The sequence below is a fragment of the Burkholderia multivorans ATCC BAA-247 genome, assembly GCF_000959525.1.
Classification (GTDB): Bacteria; Pseudomonadota; Gammaproteobacteria; order Burkholderiales; family Burkholderiaceae; genus Burkholderia; species Burkholderia multivorans.
In genome coordinates, this window is sequence record NZ_CP009831.1 from 848989 (window position 1) to 864168 (window position 15180).

Sequence of the window (15180 nt, forward strand, 5' to 3'; positions counted from 1 at the left end):
AAGCGCATTGCACGCAATCGAAAAATGAAAGCCGCTGAAAGGCGGGCACCCGCGCGGCCACGCACGACGTGCGTCGGCGGAATTTTCTACGTACTGCGCGCGTGAGCGGCGGTCGTTATTGCCGATTTTCACGAGCAGGCGCGCGCGTTCCGGCTCGATATTTCAGGCTGAAACATCCCCAAATATTTCCAAATTTCTTGTGATTATTTTTGCTTGTAACCTGCATCGCGACGTTTGAAACCCATTTAGCGACCGGACGTTTCGCGGCAGCCGTGCGCCGCCGTTTCGGTCGCCGAGCATCGAGTCTGGAGAAGCGCATTGCGACGTCTGATTCTGGTTGGCATGACGATGTGCGCGGTGCTGTCTGCCGGCGCCGCATCGGCCGAAACCGTGTTGCCCGCGACCACGTCGTGGATCGGCAACACGTTCGGCTACGGCGACGGCCGCTGGACGCAAATCGACATCCGCGCGATCGCGGTCACGCCCGACGGCAAGGTGTATACGAACGCGCCGTGGGACGAGAGCGGCGCCGAGGCGAGCGTCTATCAGGACGGCAAGATGCTCGGCTTCGCGGGCGGCACGCATGGCTGGGGCAATCTCGGCGGCAACGCGATCGCGGTGAACAGCAAGTATGCGTATGTCGCGATCGGCGTCGGCAACGAACGCGGCCGGCTGCAGTCGCCCGGCATCTGGCCCGACAAGGGCAAGCAGTGGTTCGGCATCTCGCGGCGCGCGATCGGCGACATGAAGCAGCCTGCGCCGTTTCGCGCGGCGCCGTCGGTCGCGCCCGGCGGGCGGGCGGACGCAGGCCGCGCGCGGATGGCCGCGAGCTTCATGGTGGTCAACGAAGTGCCGGCCGCGGCGAAGCCGGACGCCGGTGAGCTGAAAGCCGAAGTCGGCGGTCTCGCGGCCGACGACAAGACGCTGTTCGCGACCAACCCGTCGCACGACGCGGTCGACGTCTACGACGCGGAGACGATGCAGAAAAAGGGCACGTGGAGCGCACACGAGCCCGGACGCATCGCGCTCGCCGCCGACGGCACGCTGTGGCTGCTGACCGACACGCTGAACGGCCCCGCGCACCTCGTGCACGTGCGTGCCGACGGCCGCAAGATCGACGACGCGCCCGCGCTACCGGACGGCACCGACGCGGTCGACGTCGCGGTCGACACGAAGGGGCGCGTGTTCGTCGCCGACAACGGCCCGCGCCAGCAGATCCTGATTTTCTCGAAGAGCGGCGAGCGCTATGCGCCGTCCGGCACGCTCGGCGTGCGCGGCGGCATTTTCGCCGGTCCCGTGCCGGGCCGTCCGGGCCCGCAGCGCTTCAACGGGCTGACCGGCGTCGGCGTCGACCGCGCGGGCAACGTCTATGTCGCGATGAACGGGATCGGCCCGCGTCACGACACGATCGGCGCCGGCCTCGGCGCGGTGCTCGAGAGCTACACGCCGGACGGCACGCTGCGCTGGCAGGTGCAGGGGCTGCTGTTCGTCGACGGCGCGTGGCTCGATCCCGCGCGGCCCGACAGCGTGTACACCGGCAACAAGCGCTTCGAGCTCGATCTGTCGAAGCCGCCCGGCCAGGACTGGAAATATGTCGGCTTCCTGTCGAACCGCTTCAAGTATCCCGACGATCCGGTGTTCCACACCGACCAGTGGCCCGGCATGCCGACCGCACGCCGTCTCGACGGCCGCACGTTCCTGTACCTGACCGACATGTATGCCGATCACCTGAAGATCTATCGCTTCGACGCGAAGCGCGACGGCGAAGTCGCGATTCCGTCCGGGCTGATCGCGGGCCGTGCGCGGCCGGTCGACAAGGTGCCGAACAAGCCGCCGGGCGGCGACTGGCTGTGGCGCGACGCGAACGGCAACGGCCGGCTCGACGCGGACGAATTCGAGATCAATACGACCGGCAACGCGAAGGCGGGCGGGTGGGGCTGGTGGGTCGACACGAAGGGCGACATCTGGCGCACGAGCGACGTGCGCGGGATTCACCGGTTCCGCTACGGCGGCGTCGACAAGGCCGGCAACCCGATCTACGCGTACGACAAGGTCACGACGTATCCGATGCCGAAGCCGTTCACGCAGCTGCGTCGCGCGATCTACGACGCGCGCACGGATTCGCTCTACGTGACGGGCTATACGGCGGACGCGCCGCCGCAGCCCGGCATCAACAAGGAAGTCGGCCGCGTGCTGGTGCGCTTCGACAAGTGGTCGACAGGCTCGCCGGTCGCGCGCTACACGATCGCGCTGCCGTGGCAGCTCGATGCGAAGCCGATTCTCGACCTGATCGGCATCACCGTCGAAGGCCGCTACCTCTTCACGGTCGAGCCGGTCGGCAAGATCCACGTGTACGACAACGAAACCGGCAAGGAAGTCGGCGTGATGAGTCCGGGGCCGGAGGTCGGCCGCGCGTCGGGATGGGTCGACGTGCCGTTCGGCATCAGCGCGTTCCGCCGCGAGAACGGCGAGTACCTCGTGTTCGTCGAGGAAGACGCGCGCGGCAAGGTGCTGATGTATCGCTGGAAACCGTGACGCGCGGCCGTCGACAAGGCACAGGCATGGACAAACGCATACTGAAGAACGTATCGATCAATTTCGTCGGGCTGATTCTGCCGACCTTCGTGTCGCTGGTCACGGTGCCCGCGTATATCCACGCGCTCGGCGTCGAGCGCTACGGCGTCGTCAGTCTCGTGTGGACGCTGATCGGCTATTTCGGGATTCTCGATCTCGGCATGAGCATGGCCGCGCAGAACCACATCTCGAAGGCGCTCGCGAGCGGCGATGCGGCCGAAAGCGCGCGCGTGTTCTGGAGCGCGTTCTGGCTCAATCTCGGTACCGGCATCGCGGGCGGGCTGCTGATCTATTTCGGCGCATTCGTCTACACCGCGTATTTCACGAAGGTGTCGGCCGCGATGCAGCACGAGGTGTATCTCGCGCTGCCGTGGCTCGCGCTCGCGATTCCGCTCGCGAACGTGTCGTGGGTGTTCGCGGGCGCGATCAACGGCGCCGAGCGCTTCGGCGTGTTCAACACGAACCAGACGATCGGCACGTTCCTGTTCCAGCTGCTGCCGCTCGGCGCGGCCTGGTGGATCGCGCCGAACCTGCAGACGGTGCTCGCCGCCGCGGTCGTCGCGCGACTCGTCGCCGCGGTGATGCTCGGCTATGCGAGCGTGCGCGTGCTCGGGATCCGGCGCGTCGATCCGCCGCAATGGGGCACCGCGAAAGGACTGTTCAACTTCGGCGGCTGGATGCTGATCGCGAGCACGACGAGCATGATCGCCGACACGCTCGACCGCGTGATGCTCGGCGCCGGCATGGGCGCGAAGTTCGTCACCTACTACACGGTGCCGCAGAACCTCGTCACGCGGCTGAACATGCTGCCGAACGCGCTCGTGCGCACGCTGTTCCCGCGCCTGTCGGCGCTCGGCCGCGAGCATGCCGACACGCTCGCGCGCCAGTCGCTCGAATTCCTGAACGGCGTGTTCACGCCGGTCGCGATCGTCGCGATCTTTGCGTTGGCGCCGTTCCTGACGCTGTGGGTCGGCCCCGATCTGGCCGCGCATTCGGCGCCGGTCGGGCGCGTGCTCGTGGTCGGCGTGTGGCTCGTCGGCCAGGCCAGCGTCACGCGGATCCTGATCCAGTCGCAGGTCAACCCGGCGCGCGCGGCGCTGGCCGGGCTCGTCCAGATGCCGTTCTTCGTCGGCGCGCTGTGGCTCGGCATTCATCGCTACGGGCTAATCGGCGCGGCGGTGGTCGTCGCCGCCCGCGCGCTGGTCGACTACGGCGTGCTGCTCTATCTGTCGGCGATCCGGATGCGCGCGATCGTGCTCGACATGGTCGCGCACCTCGCGTTCCTGCTCGTGAGCCTCGCGCTTGCGAACGCCTGGACGGGGCTCGCCGAATCCATCGGCATGTGCGCGATCGTGCTGACGCTGAACGTCGCCTGGTCGCTCACGATGACGCCGGGGCTGCGCGCGCTGGCGTCCGGCCTGATCGGCCGTCTCAATGCGAGGAAAACCACATGAATCGCGATCTGGCGGAACACGCCCTTCTCAATGCGGCGCCGGCCGACGCGACGGTCGCAGCCGTCGCCGGCGAAGCGGGCACGCTGCGCGCCGTGCCGCGCGACGAACCGGCGCCCGCGCGCGATGCGTCGCGCCCGCTGCGCGTCGCGATCGTCCACGACTGGCTGGTCACCTATGCGGGCGCCGAGCGCGTGCTCGAGCAGATCCTCGCGTGCTTTCCCGACGCGGACCTGTTCAGCCTCGTCGACTTTCTCGACGATCGCGCGTTCGTGCGCGGCAAGCCGGTGACGACGACGTTCATCCAGAAGCTGCCGTTCGCGCGCACCAAGTACCGCAGCTATCTGCCGCTGATGCCGCTCGCGATCGAGCAGCTCGACGTGTCGGGCTACGACCTCGTGATCTCGAGCAGCCACGCGGTCGCGAAAGGCGTGCTGACCGGTCCCGACCAGGTGCACATCAGCTACGTGCATTCGCCGATCCGCTACGCGTGGGATCTGCAGCACCAGTATCTGGAACAGTCGAACCTCACGCACGGGCCGAAGTCGCTGCTCGCGCGGATGATCCTGCATTACATCCGCAACTGGGACACGCGTACCGCGAACGCCGTCGACGGTTTCATCGCGAATTCGGCGTTCATCGCCCGGCGCATCCGCAAGGTCTATCACCGCGATGCGGCCGTGATCTTTCCGCCGGTCGACGTCGACGCGTTCTCGCTGAACGAGGTGAAGGACGACTTCTACCTGACTGCATCGCGGATGGTGCCGTACAAGAAGATCGACCTGATCGTCGACGCATTCTCGCGCACGCCCGAGCGCAAGCTCGTCGTGATCGGCGACGGCCCCGAGATGGACAAGATCCGCGCGAAGGCCGGCCCGAACGTCGAGATCATGGGCTACCAGCCGTTCGCGGTGCTGCACGACCGCATGCGCCGCGCGAAGGCGTTCGTGTTCGCTGCCGAGGAGGACTTCGGCATTTCGGTCGTCGAGGCGCAGGCCTGCGGCACGCCGGTGATCGCGTACGGCAAGGGCGGCGCGCTCGAAACGGTGCTCGATCCGCGCGCCGACATGAACCCGACCGGACTGTTCTTCGACGAGCAGACGCCGCAGGCGATCGTCGCGGCCGTCGACGATTTCGAGCGCGCGCCGCAGCGCTTCACGCCGCGTGCGTGCCGCGCGAACGCGGAGCGGTTCTCGGCCGACACGTTCCGGCGACGTTTTCTCGATTACGTGGAGACGGCGCTGCCGGGCGCGACCGCCCAGCGCGGCGCGCCGGCAGCGTCGCCGGCCCCGCGCGGGCCGGCGACGCTCGTGCTCGACCAGAGCGGCGTGCTCGGCGGCGCGGAGCTGTCGCTGCTGGAAATCATGAAGCACATGCGCGCGAACGCGGACGTGCTGCTGTTCGACGACGGTCCGTTTCGCGCGGCGCTCGAGGAAATCGGTGCGCGCGTCGACGTGGTCGAGCAGGGCGCGCTCGCGGGCGTGCGCAAGCAGGGCGGTGTGTCGCTCGGCGCGCTCGCGCAACTGTGGCGGCTCGTGCGCGACGTCGCACACCGCGCGCGCCGTGCGGAAGTCATCTATGCGAACACGCAGCGCGCGATGGTGGTCGCCGCGCTCGCCGGGCGGCTCGCGCGCAAGCCGGTCGTCTGGCATTTGCGCGACATCGTCAGCGCCGACCATTTCGGCGGCAAGCAGCTGCTCGCGATCAAGCATTGCGCGCGGCTCGGCGTCACGCGCGTGATCGCGAATTCGGATGCGTCGGCGCAGGCGTTCCGCGCGCTGACCGGGTTCACGCCGCAGCACGTCGACGTCGTGTTCAACGGGATTGCCGCGGAGCCGTTCGATGCGCTCGACAACGTGAGCCAGGCCGCGCTGCGTGCGCGTTTCGGGTTGCCGGCCGATGCGTGGCTGGTCGGCTCGTTCAGCCGCCTCGCGCGCTGGAAAGGGCAGCATGTACTGCTCGAAGCGGCCGCGCGGCTGCCGGACGTGCACGTCGTGCTCGTCGGCGCACCGCTGTTCGGCGAGGACGAATACGCGGCGCAGCTGCATGAAACCGTCGCGCGGCACGGGATGGACGGCCGCGTGCATTTCCTCGGCTTCCAGCGCGATGTTGCCGCCTGCATGAAGGCCGTCGACGTCGTCGCGCATACGTCGATCACGCCCGAGCCGTTCGGCCGCGTGATCGTCGAGGGGATGCTCGCGCGCCGGCCGGTCGTCGCGGCGCGTGCGGGCGGCGTCGTCGAGATCGTCGAGCACGGCGACAACGGCCTGCTCTGCGAGCCGGGCGACGCGACGGCGCTCGCGGACGCGCTCGTCGCGCTGCAGTCCGACGCCGCGCTGCGCGCACGACTCGTCGCGAGCGGTCGCGCGACCGCACTGCGGCGGTTCGGCACGCGCACGTATGTCGAGCGCGTCGAGAAGATTCTCGCGGATACCGCGCGCGCTGCGAAAGCGAAACGTCAGTAAGCGGTGCGCGGCCGCGCGCGCCGTCCGCGTCGATCGATATGCGCCCTCACGCCGCCGTGCGCGGTGTGAGGGCGTTGTCTTTTCGCGAGGCTAGCGCAGGCGCGATCGGTTGGATCGTGCACCGTGCACCGTGCACCGTGCACCGTGCACCGTGCACCGTGCACCGTGCACCGTGCACCGGGCACCGGGCGATAAAAAGCCCGCGCCGTTGCATGCGACGCGGGGTGCGGGAAACGTGCGCGCCGATGCGCGGAGCGCCGGTGTGTTCAGGCGGCGCGTTCGGGCGCCGCGGCGACGACGCGTGCGGTGCGCGTCGGCTTCAGGCTTGCCGACCAGCGCATCGCCGGCCGTTCGAACAGCAGGTAGAACAGATACGCGACCGGAATCGCGACGGCGATGAAGCCGAACGACGGCCAGATCGACAACTGCAATTGCGAGCGGAACAGCACCGAGCCGAGGCAGACGAACAGCGGCAGATGGATCAGGTACAGCGAGTAGCTGAAATCGCCGAACCAGCCGAGCACGCGCAGCGGCAGCGTCGGCCGCGGCGGGCACGCGAGCGCGCGGTACAGGAAGCACGCGAAGCCGGCCGCCCACAGCTGGAACGCGCCGTACTGCCCGAAATGGAACGCGCCGCAGCCGGCCGCGAGCAGCAGCGCGGCCGCGCCGTACCAGCCGCGCGACGGCACGGCGGCCGCGCCGCGCGCCGGTTGCGCGCGCACGTCTGCGATCCAGGCACCGATCGTCCACGACAGCCAGTACGACGTGAAGAACTGCAGGTCGTGCCGTTCGAGCAGCCATGCGGACACGACGTTGACGAGCGCGACGGCCGCGACGACCGCCGGCATGCCGACGCGCCGGCGCACCGCGAACAGCAGCGGATAGATCGCATAGAACTGCACTTCGAGCGACAGCGTCCACAGCGCGCCGTTCGACCCGTACGTGTAGCCCGCGACGCCTTGCAGCGAGAACAGGTTCACGAGGAACGCCGCGACGCCGATGTCGCGGATCTTGTGGCTGACCGGCTGGATCTGCAGGCTGATCGCGTCGAGCGCGAGCGTCAGCAGCAGCGCGGCGAGCAACACCGGATAGATGCGCGCGAAGCGCCGCGCCCACAAGTTCGGCACGTCGAACCGGTAGCCGGGATCGGCTGCGAGCTTCAGCGCCGCGTTGCGATGGATGCAGTAGCCGCTGATCACGAAGAAGATCGGCACACCGGCCGAGCCCCACGCGAACGGGAAGGTCAGATAGCCGACGATCACGCTCGGGTCGAGCGCGTGACCGTAAGCGCGATGGAAGCTCTGCATGCCGACCCACACGACCTGCCGGCAGTGGAAATATGCGACGAGCAGCGCCGCGAAGCCGCGCATGGCGTCGATCACGTGCTCCTTGCGATCGGCGACGGGTGGGGCGGCGAAAGACGATCCGCTGAAAGCTTGCATGCGATTCGGTTCCTTGCGACGGATGAAGGGACGATCCAATCGTAATCCGCAAGAATTCGATCAATGAATAAAAAAATCGCGATCGAAAATCGCGTTATTTCAGCATGTGGATTTACAGGGACTTGAAAGGCGCGGCCGGTGCCGGGTAAATTATTTACCGATTTTTTTCTGATAGTTTGAAGCTCCAGTTGATTGATGCAAGGAGCGCAAGATGGACATGCATTGGATCGCGAGCGCCGGCGTACTGCTGGTGATGGCCGTGCTGTCGGCGTACCGCGAGGCGCTGAAGAACGAACCGATTCGGCCGGGCCTCGAGCGCGGCGGCGTGCCGCTTATCGAGGAATTCGAATCGTAACCATTTGTATCCGGCCGATCGGTAATTTGTTTCTGCTTCGGCAATCGATTCGGCAATATCGACCGCTTCAAATGGCGATCGATTTACCGGAAATCATGGGCAACCGGTCCATATCGAAAGCGAATGGCAGGGAATGGGCGGTAGCGGCGATTCCCGATATGCCGTTCTGAAAACAATCGCGCCGGGTCGCGGAGCGACGCGGCGCAATCAATGCAATCAGGATGCGAACATGTTGAAAGTCAACAAGGCCGTGTTTCCCGTCGCCGGTCTCGGCACGCGGTTCCTTCCGGCAACGAAGGCGAGCCCGAAAGAGATGCTGCCCGTCGTCGACAAGCCGCTGATCCAGTATGCGGTCGAGGAGGCGATCAACGCCGGCATTACCGAGATGATCTTCGTGACGGGCCGCAGCAAGCGCGCGATCGAGGATCATTTCGACAAGTCGTACGAGATCGAGGCCGAGCTCGAGGCGCGCGGCAAGGAAAAGCTGCTGGAGCTCGTGCGCAGCATCAAGCCGAGCCATGTCGACTGCTTCTACGTGCGCCAGCCGGAAGCGCTCGGGCTCGGGCATGCCGTGCTGTGCGCCGAGAAGCTCGTGCACGGCGAGCCGTTCGCGGTGATTCTCGCGGACGATCTGCTGCACGGCGAGCAGCCCGTGCTCAAGCAGCTCGTCGACGTATTCGATCACTATCACAGCTCGGTGATCGGCGTGGAGACGATCGCGCGCGAGGACAGCCGCTCGTACGGCGTGATCGAAGGCCGCGAGTGGGAAGAGGACGTGATCAAGCTGTCCGGCATCATCGAGAAGCCGGCGCCCGAAGATGCGCCGTCGAACCTCGGCGTGGTCGGCCGTTACGTGTTCATGCCGACGATCTTCGACCACCTGCGGCGGCTGAAGCCGGGCGCTGGCGGCGAGCTGCAGCTAACGGACGCCGTCCAGTCGCTGCTCGCGAACGAGCAGGTGCTGGCGTATCGCTACTACGGCACGCGTTTCGACTGCGGCAGCAAGCTCGGCTATCTGAAGGCGACGGTCGAGCTTGCGCTTCAGCATCCGGAAGTCAGCCGCGAATTCGAAGCGTATCTGCGTACCTGTCTGCCCGCGCTGGCTGCCGTCGCATAAGTCTCCGCGCAGCGCTGCCGTTTCAGGTGGTGGTTGTTCCGTTGGCCCCGGCCGCTTCGGCGTCCGGGGCTTTTTTGCGTGTGCGGGGTGTGCGGCGCGTGCGGTTGCAGGTCGGTGCAGCGGTCGGGGTGGAATGATGCGCTGGTGTACGGGCGCAGCGGAGTAGCGGAGTAGCGGAGTAGCGGTGCAACGGCTCACGGCTCACGGCTCAATGCGAAGGGCGCACAGCACACGGCTCATGGCTCATGGCTCGCGGTTCACGCCGAACGCCGAACGCCGAACGCCCAACGCCCAACGCCCAACGCCCAACGCCCAACGCCCAACGCCCACCGGCACGTCGCCGTGTACGTACCGACGCCGTCAGCGCGCGGACGTCCCGGCCGGCACGACGAAGCGGCGCGCGAGGTGCGCCGCGATCGGCTTCTTGAATTCGAGCAGCCGTTTCTCGAGGTAGCGCCACGACAGATGCGCGAGCAGCGTCGCGAGCGCGAACTGCAGCATTTCGGGCAACACCGTCCGCACGGCTTGCGGCACGTGCAGGTGCGCGTAGAGCGCGGGCATCACGCCGATGCGTGCCGGAATCAGGTTGTGGAAGAGATAGAAGCCGTAGCTGATCGTGCCGAGATATGCGAGCGGCGCGCAGTCGAGCAGCGCGACGACCGGATGATCGGGGCGCGTGACGATCCACAGCAGCAGCGCGCCGAGCGACGCCGACAGACCGAGATCCGCGAGCGCCGCGACGCCGTCGGACAGCGTCGCGCACGCGGGCAGCGCGAGGAAGAACACGACGCCGGCCGCGCCGAGCCAACCGGGCGCGATGCGCGGCGCGTCGCGTGTGCCGCGGTCGGCGAGCATCATCGCGCCGACGCCGCCGAGCGCGATCAACGCGAAATTCCACGGGGAAAACGCGTAGATCAGCACCGGCGACGCGTCGCACAGATACAGCGCGACATGCGCGGCTGCGCAGAGCGCAATGGCCGCGATGCCGAGCGCGACGTGTCGCGCGGCCGGCACCGCGAGCAGCACGAGCGGCGCGATCAGATAGAACTGCTGCTCGACTGCGAGACTCCAGAAGTGCGACGTCGAGCCGGGCCAGCCGTCCTTCACGACGCCGATCCAGTAATTCGACAGGAACGCCGCGTGCCACGCGAGCCCGAGATTCACGTCGCGCTGATAGAACAGCGCGTGCGCGATCGCGAGCGCGGCGAGCAGCAGGTAGTAGACGGGAAAGATGCGCAGCGCGCGTTTGGCGAGGAACAGCGCCAGCGCATGCCGGCGCGTCATCGCGGCGCGCTCGACCGCCTGCCGGTTGCGATGCAGCTCGCCGACGATCAGGTATCCGCTGATGAGGAAAAACGTCCACACGCCGAGCTTGCCGACGTCGACGGCGAGCACGTGGCCTTTGTGGGACAGGAAAACGAGGATGACGGCGATGGCTCGCAGGCCGTCGAGTCCTTTGACGTATCTGACTTCGCGCATGAAGACATCCGGGCGTTGAGCGAGGTCAGTATAGGCGCGCAAATATCGAACGTAATTCGCGTGCGGACGCATACGTATAGGTGTTTTGCTGCGTTCGCGCGTCGTCGGAGTCGGCGGCGCGCAACAAAACCTGCGGGAAACCCCGCGAAAACGCATAAAAGTACTGCACGAAGCGTCGAGGCGCTTGTAGAATCCGGCGTTGAAGCGCGCGCGTCGCGTGCTTCGTGTATCCAACGACCACACCTGGTAGGAGAAACATGGCGACTTCCGCAAAAAAGGTGGCCAAGAAGGCTGCCGCACCGGCCAAGAAAGTGGCTGCCAAAAAAGCAGCGCCCGCGAAGAAAGTAGTGGCCAAGAAGGCCGTCGCGAAGGCGCCCGCCGCTCCGACGCCGCTGAAGGACAAGTTCACGAAGGCGTCGCTCGCAGCGCACATCGCTGAGCGCGCGGCCGTGGAAGTGAAGGCAGTGAAGGCAGTGCTCGCCGCACTCGAGAACGTCGTGCTGGGCTCGATCCACAAGAAGGGCGCGGGCGAGTTCACGCTGCCGGGTCTGCTGAAGATTACGGCGCAAGCCGTGCCGGCGAAGAAGAAGCGCTTCGGCAAGGATCCGTTCACCGGCGAAGAGCGCTGGTTCCCGGCCAAGCCGGCTACGGTGCGCGTGAAGGCACGTGCGCTGAAGAAGCTGAAGGACGCAGCGGCGTAATGCCGCGCGACGGCAGCCGGCTGCGGCCGGCCGCCGTCGCACTGTCCGACGAGATCCCCGCCCGCGAAAGCGCGCGGGGATTTTTATTGCGCCGCGGGTGCCGTAATCGCAGCCGCAGCCGCAGCCGCAGCCGCAGCCGCGACCGCAGTCGCAACCGCGTATCGCGCGTCGGCCGCCGCGTGCCGTACGTTACGCGGGCGTGCCGGCATAGGCCGCCTTCAGCGCGGCGACGTCGAACTTGATCATCTGCATCATCGCGCTCGCGACGCGCCCGGCCTTCACGGGATCGCGATCGGCCATCATTGGAATCAGTTCGGCCGGCACGATCTGCCACGACACGCCGTAGCGGTCGCGCAGCCATCCGCAGGCGTCGGCGGCGCCGCCGTTGTCGAGCAGCGCGTGCCAGTAGCGGTCGAGCTCGGCCTGATCCGCGCAGCTCACCATTAGCGAAATCGCGTGATTGAACGACTCGGTCCGCTCGTGGCTCATCGCGATGAACGGCTGCCCGAACAGCTCGAACTCGACCATTCGCGTGCCGCCGGTACCTTGCACTGCGGTGACACGCACGACGCGCGAGTCGGGGAAAATCGATGCGTAGAACGCCGCGGCTTCTTCGGCTTCGGTCGAGTACCAGAGGAACGGCGTGATCTTCTGAATCGTCATCGCGAATCTCCTTGTCAGGTTGGGGTCGACGCAAACGGCGCGCCTCCGTTGGAACGACGGTCGACGACTGTCGAAATCGACATGCCGCAGCGAGCCATCTTCGCACCGTATCGGCTGGCCCGACAGTGCGATCGACGCCCGAGCGTCGTGCCGGCGCACGCGGGCAGCGGAATCGACGCACGAGCCGCCCGGTGGACGAAAAAAAGCCAGTCGCGGCCGAAACCGATGACTGGCTTTTCAGTTCGGCGGCAGCGCGTCGAAACGCGCTGTACGCCGGATACGTCGTTTTTAGAACTTGTGGCGCAGGCCGAGGGCAACGATCTCTTGCGAGCTCTTGCCGGCGATGCCGTACGAACCGATCGACGCTTGTGCCGACGTGCCGTCCGCGTTGCGGCCGCTGGCGTGCTGGTACGCGCCGACCAGGTAGATGTCGGTGCGCTTCGACAGCGAGTAGTCGGCGCCGAGCGAGACCTGGTGGTACTTCGCGTCGTTGTCGCCGCTTGCCTTCGTGTAGATGTAGCCGACGCCCAGCAGCAGCGGTGCCGTCGCCTGATACGTCACGAATGCACGGCCGGTGTTGTACTTCTGGTTCGTGCCGAACGCCGAGTTCGCATCCGCCTTGTACTGCGCGTTGCTGTAGCCGAGGCCGACCGTCACCGGGCCGAACGCATACTGGGCCGCCGCTTGGGCGATGCCGATCGACGTCGACGACGTGAACGCGTTGTTGATGAAGTTGCCATCGCCGTCGAAGATTGCGTCCGACGTGCCGGTCCAGCCCGTGCGCGTGCCGGTGGCGCTGAGTGCCGACGCGTTGTTCGCGTGGAAGTAACCGGCAGCCAGGCCGAGCGGGCCATTGTTGTAGGCAGCAGCTGCGGCCCACGTCTGACCCTTGCCCGTCGCGCCGGCGACGCCGCCGAGTGCGTACATCGCTTCGAACTGCAGGCCACCCCAGACCGGCGACGTGTACTTGATCGCGTTGCTGACGCGCAGGCTGTTGTCGTTGTTGTCGACGTCACCCGGCGTAGCGAAGACGCTGCCGAAATAGTTGTCGGCCGTCACAGCCTGAACCAGGTCGACGAGCGGGTCATATTGACGACCCAGCGTCAGCGTACCGAGCTGGTTGCTTTGCAGACCGACGAAAGCCTGGCGACCGAACATGCGCTGGCCTTGGCCCAGTGCGCCGTTTGCCGAGTTGAAGCCGTTTTCCAACTGGAAGATTGCCTTCAGGCCGCCGCCCAGATCTTCGGCACCTTTCAGGCCCCAGCGGCTGCCTTGCAGGTTGCCGCTGCCCATCGACCACGAGTTGTTGCCTTGGCCTGCGTTACCGTGCACGTAGGTGATCGACGTATCGATCACGCCGTACAGCGTCACGCTGGATTGAGCCTGTGCAGCGCCAGCGGCGCCCAGCAGGGCGAGCGAGAGGGCCGAGAGAGCAAGTTTCTTCATCGTTGAGTATCTCCACGCAAGTGATTCGTGATTCGTTATTTGTTGCGGATTGGAGAATAGCTCAGTGCCATACAGGCAAGAAAGACTAAAAAATAAAGTGTCTCGAAAAGATCACACCAACGAAAAGTCCATATATTTCAAGCACATCGCTAACTGTTCCTGTTTTTGAAATAGTTGACATTTGCTGCGCTGCGATTGTTGCGGAGGGTGGTGGTCGCCACAACATGACGCGTGATTTGGCGGCACCGCGCACTGAAATCGGGGTGTGCAAACGTTTGCGATTGCAGCGTTGCGCATGCAAGTGCCGCGCCAGCGCGACGTGCCTATCGGCTGAACAAAAACGCATCGCAGGAAAGGGAAGATCGGCGTGAGGAGCGCGACCGCTTGCACGACCGCGCGTCGCCGGCGTAATCGCGTGCCGGCCGCTACGCCGGAGCGCCGGTCAATCGTCGCGCGTGCGCTCGCCCGGTGCGCGAGCGGCTCGCGCATCGCGCGCCGTTGCGTCGGGCGCCGCCGCATCGCGCGCCGTCGCATCCGTGCGCCGATATGCCTCGCCGCGCGCAGCCGAGAATTCCGCGCCGAGCAGCAGCACGAGCGCGGAGAAGTACAGCCACATCAGCAGCACCGCGAACGAGCCCGCCGCACCGAACGCACTCGCGGTGCCCGCGCGCGCGAGGTAGAGCGCGAACAGCTTCTTGCCGCCGGAGAACAGGATCGCCGACACGATTCCGCCGACCGCGGCGTCGCGCCATGCGACGTGCGCGTCGGGCAGGAATTTCAGCAGCGCGGAGAACGCGCCCGCGAGCACCGCGACGCCGACGACGAGCTGCAGCACGTTCGTGACCACGACGTAAGGCGAATCGCCGAGCAGCCAGGTGCCGATGAACGTGATCGCCGTGTCGAGCACGAGCGACACGATCAGCAGGAACGCGACGCCGAGCACGAGCCCGAACGACACGAGCCGCACGCGCACGAGCCCGAGTACGCTCGACCAGCGGCTTTCGGTCGCCGGCCAGATCACGTTCAGCGCCGTGTTCAGCGACGCGAACGTCGCCGACGCGCCGATCGCGAGCGCCGCGAACGAGATCAGCGTCGCGATGCCGCCGCGCTCGCCGGCGCGGTGGGCGTTCTGCACGATGGTCTGGATGCTGGCCGCCGCGTCGTCGCCGATCAGTTGATGCGCCTGCTCGAACACCTGGCCGCGCGCGGCCTCGTCGCCGTAGAACCAGCCGGCCACCGCGATCACCATCACGAGCGTCGGCGCGAGCGAGAACGCGGAGAAGAACGCGATGCCGGCCGCCATCGACGAGCAGCGGTCGGACGAAAAGCGCTTGAACGCGGTCAGTGCCCAGTTCGCCTGACGCTGCGCGAGCCGCGTGGCCTCGGAAGTGATCGGTCGTTTCATGATGGTCGTGGCGACGTCCGGCGCCCCGCCGGTGCGTCGCAATCGCATTGATCGGGATTCAAGTATTGATCCGAAGAGCCGT

At 66.5% G+C, this 15180-nt stretch carries 11 protein-coding genes; 6 read left to right on the plus strand and 5 right to left on the minus strand.

What is annotated here, in order from left to right:
• Nucleotides 1-342 precede the first annotated feature (342 nt).
• Genes NP80_RS06130 through NP80_RS06140 form a run of 3 tightly spaced genes read left to right on the plus strand, consistent with a single transcriptional unit; the run spans nt 343 to nt 6490 of the window.
• Nucleotides 343-2535 carry an NHL repeat-containing protein gene (locus tag NP80_RS06130; protein ID WP_006409188.1) on the plus strand — a complete coding sequence of 731 codons (2193 nt, stop codon included), beginning with the start codon at nt 343-345 and terminating at the stop codon, nt 2533-2535.
• Between the two features lie 26 nt (nt 2536-2561).
• Nucleotides 2562-4028, plus strand: coding sequence for an oligosaccharide flippase family protein (locus tag NP80_RS06135; protein ID WP_006409186.1), 1467 nt, complete (start codon nt 2562-2564; stop codon nt 4026-4028).
• Nucleotides 4025-6490: a glycosyltransferase family 4 protein gene (locus NP80_RS06140; protein WP_045593224.1), complete on the plus strand. Its 2466-nt coding sequence runs from the start codon at nt 4025-4027 to the stop codon at nt 6488-6490. The genes NP80_RS06135 and NP80_RS06140 overlap by 4 nt, the downstream gene beginning before the upstream one ends.
• Before the next feature lie 266 nt (nt 6491-6756).
• On the opposite strand, the gene NP80_RS06145 is transcribed toward NP80_RS06140, so the two are convergent.
• Nucleotides 6757-7932, minus strand: a complete 1176-nt coding sequence (locus NP80_RS06145) for an acyltransferase family protein (protein ID WP_045593511.1) — start codon at nt 7930-7932, stop codon at nt 6757-6759.
• Nucleotides 7933-8143: 211 nt separating this feature from the next.
• On the opposite strand from NP80_RS06145, the gene NP80_RS31380 reads away from it, so the two are divergent.
• Together NP80_RS31380 and galU are read left to right on the plus strand one after the other, a co-directional pair.
• Nucleotides 8144-8287 (plus strand): hypothetical protein, encoded by a 144-nt coding sequence (locus tag NP80_RS31380; RefSeq protein ID WP_006399609.1) that lies wholly within the window; start codon nt 8144-8146, stop codon nt 8285-8287.
• A gap of 229 nt (nt 8288-8516) precedes the next feature.
• A complete protein-coding gene (galU, locus tag NP80_RS06150) occupies nt 8517-9404 on the plus strand; it encodes a UTP--glucose-1-phosphate uridylyltransferase GalU (RefSeq protein WP_006399611.1) in 888 nt (295 codons plus the stop codon).
• A 360-nt stretch (nt 9405-9764) separates the two neighbouring features.
• Here galU and NP80_RS06155 read toward each other — a convergent pair whose 3' ends face one another.
• Complete coding sequence (locus tag NP80_RS06155; protein WP_006404000.1) at nt 9765-10883, minus strand: acyltransferase family protein; 1119 nt, start codon at nt 10881-10883, stop codon at nt 9765-9767.
• 257 nt (nt 10884-11140) lie between these two features.
• On the opposite strand from NP80_RS06155, the gene NP80_RS06160 reads away from it, so the two are divergent.
• Nucleotides 11141-11584: an HU family DNA-binding protein gene (locus NP80_RS06160; protein ID WP_006399614.1), complete on the plus strand. Its 444-nt coding sequence runs from the start codon at nt 11141-11143 to the stop codon at nt 11582-11584.
• 189 nt (nt 11585-11773) lie between these two features.
• Here NP80_RS06160 and NP80_RS06165 read toward each other — a convergent pair whose 3' ends face one another.
• From NP80_RS06165 to NP80_RS06175, 3 genes are all read right to left on the minus strand, one after another.
• Nucleotides 11774-12247, minus strand: coding sequence for a VOC family protein (locus NP80_RS06165; protein WP_006410385.1), 474 nt, complete (start codon nt 12245-12247; stop codon nt 11774-11776).
• 288 nt (nt 12248-12535) lie between these two features.
• Nucleotides 12536-13693: a porin gene (locus NP80_RS06170; RefSeq protein WP_035947072.1), complete on the minus strand. Its 1158-nt coding sequence runs from the start codon at nt 13691-13693 to the stop codon at nt 12536-12538.
• Between the two features lie 442 nt (nt 13694-14135).
• Nucleotides 14136-15098, minus strand: a complete 963-nt coding sequence (locus NP80_RS06175; protein ID WP_413927964.1) for a YihY/virulence factor BrkB family protein — start codon at nt 15096-15098, stop codon at nt 14136-14138.
• Nucleotides 15099-15180: the final 82 nt, after the last annotated feature.

Excerpts from the sequence above, each read along its gene's own strand:
- NP80_RS06165 (WP_006410385.1), bottom strand. The coding sequence starts at position 12,247 with ATGACGATTCAGAAGATCACGCCGTTCCTCTGGTACTCGACCGAAGCC.
- NP80_RS06135 (WP_006409186.1), top strand. The coding sequence starts at position 2,562 with ATGGACAAACGCATACTGAAGAACGTATCGATCAATTTCGTCGGGCTG.
- NP80_RS06155 (WP_006404000.1), bottom strand. The coding sequence starts at position 10,883 with ATGCGCGAAGTCAGATACGTCAAAGGACTCGACGGCCTGCGAGCCATC.
- NP80_RS31380 (WP_006399609.1), top strand. The coding sequence starts at position 8,144 with ATGGACATGCATTGGATCGCGAGCGCCGGCGTACTGCTGGTGATGGCC.
- galU (WP_006399611.1), top strand. The coding sequence starts at position 8,517 with ATGTTGAAAGTCAACAAGGCCGTGTTTCCCGTCGCCGGTCTCGGCACG.
- NP80_RS06160 (WP_006399614.1), top strand. The coding sequence starts at position 11,141 with ATGGCGACTTCCGCAAAAAAGGTGGCCAAGAAGGCTGCCGCACCGGCC.
- NP80_RS06140 (WP_045593224.1), top strand. The coding sequence starts at position 4,025 with ATGAATCGCGATCTGGCGGAACACGCCCTTCTCAATGCGGCGCCGGCC.
- NP80_RS06170 (WP_035947072.1), bottom strand. The coding sequence starts at position 13,693 with ATGAAGAAACTTGCTCTCTCGGCCCTCTCGCTCGCCCTGCTGGGCGCC.
- NP80_RS06130 (WP_006409188.1), top strand. The coding sequence starts at position 343 with ATGACGATGTGCGCGGTGCTGTCTGCCGGCGCCGCATCGGCCGAAACC.
- NP80_RS06145 (WP_045593511.1), bottom strand. The coding sequence starts at position 7,932 with ATGCAAGCTTTCAGCGGATCGTCTTTCGCCGCCCCACCCGTCGCCGAT.
- NP80_RS06175 (WP_413927964.1), bottom strand. The coding sequence starts at position 15,098 with ATGAAACGACCGATCACTTCCGAGGCCACGCGGCTCGCGCAGCGTCAG.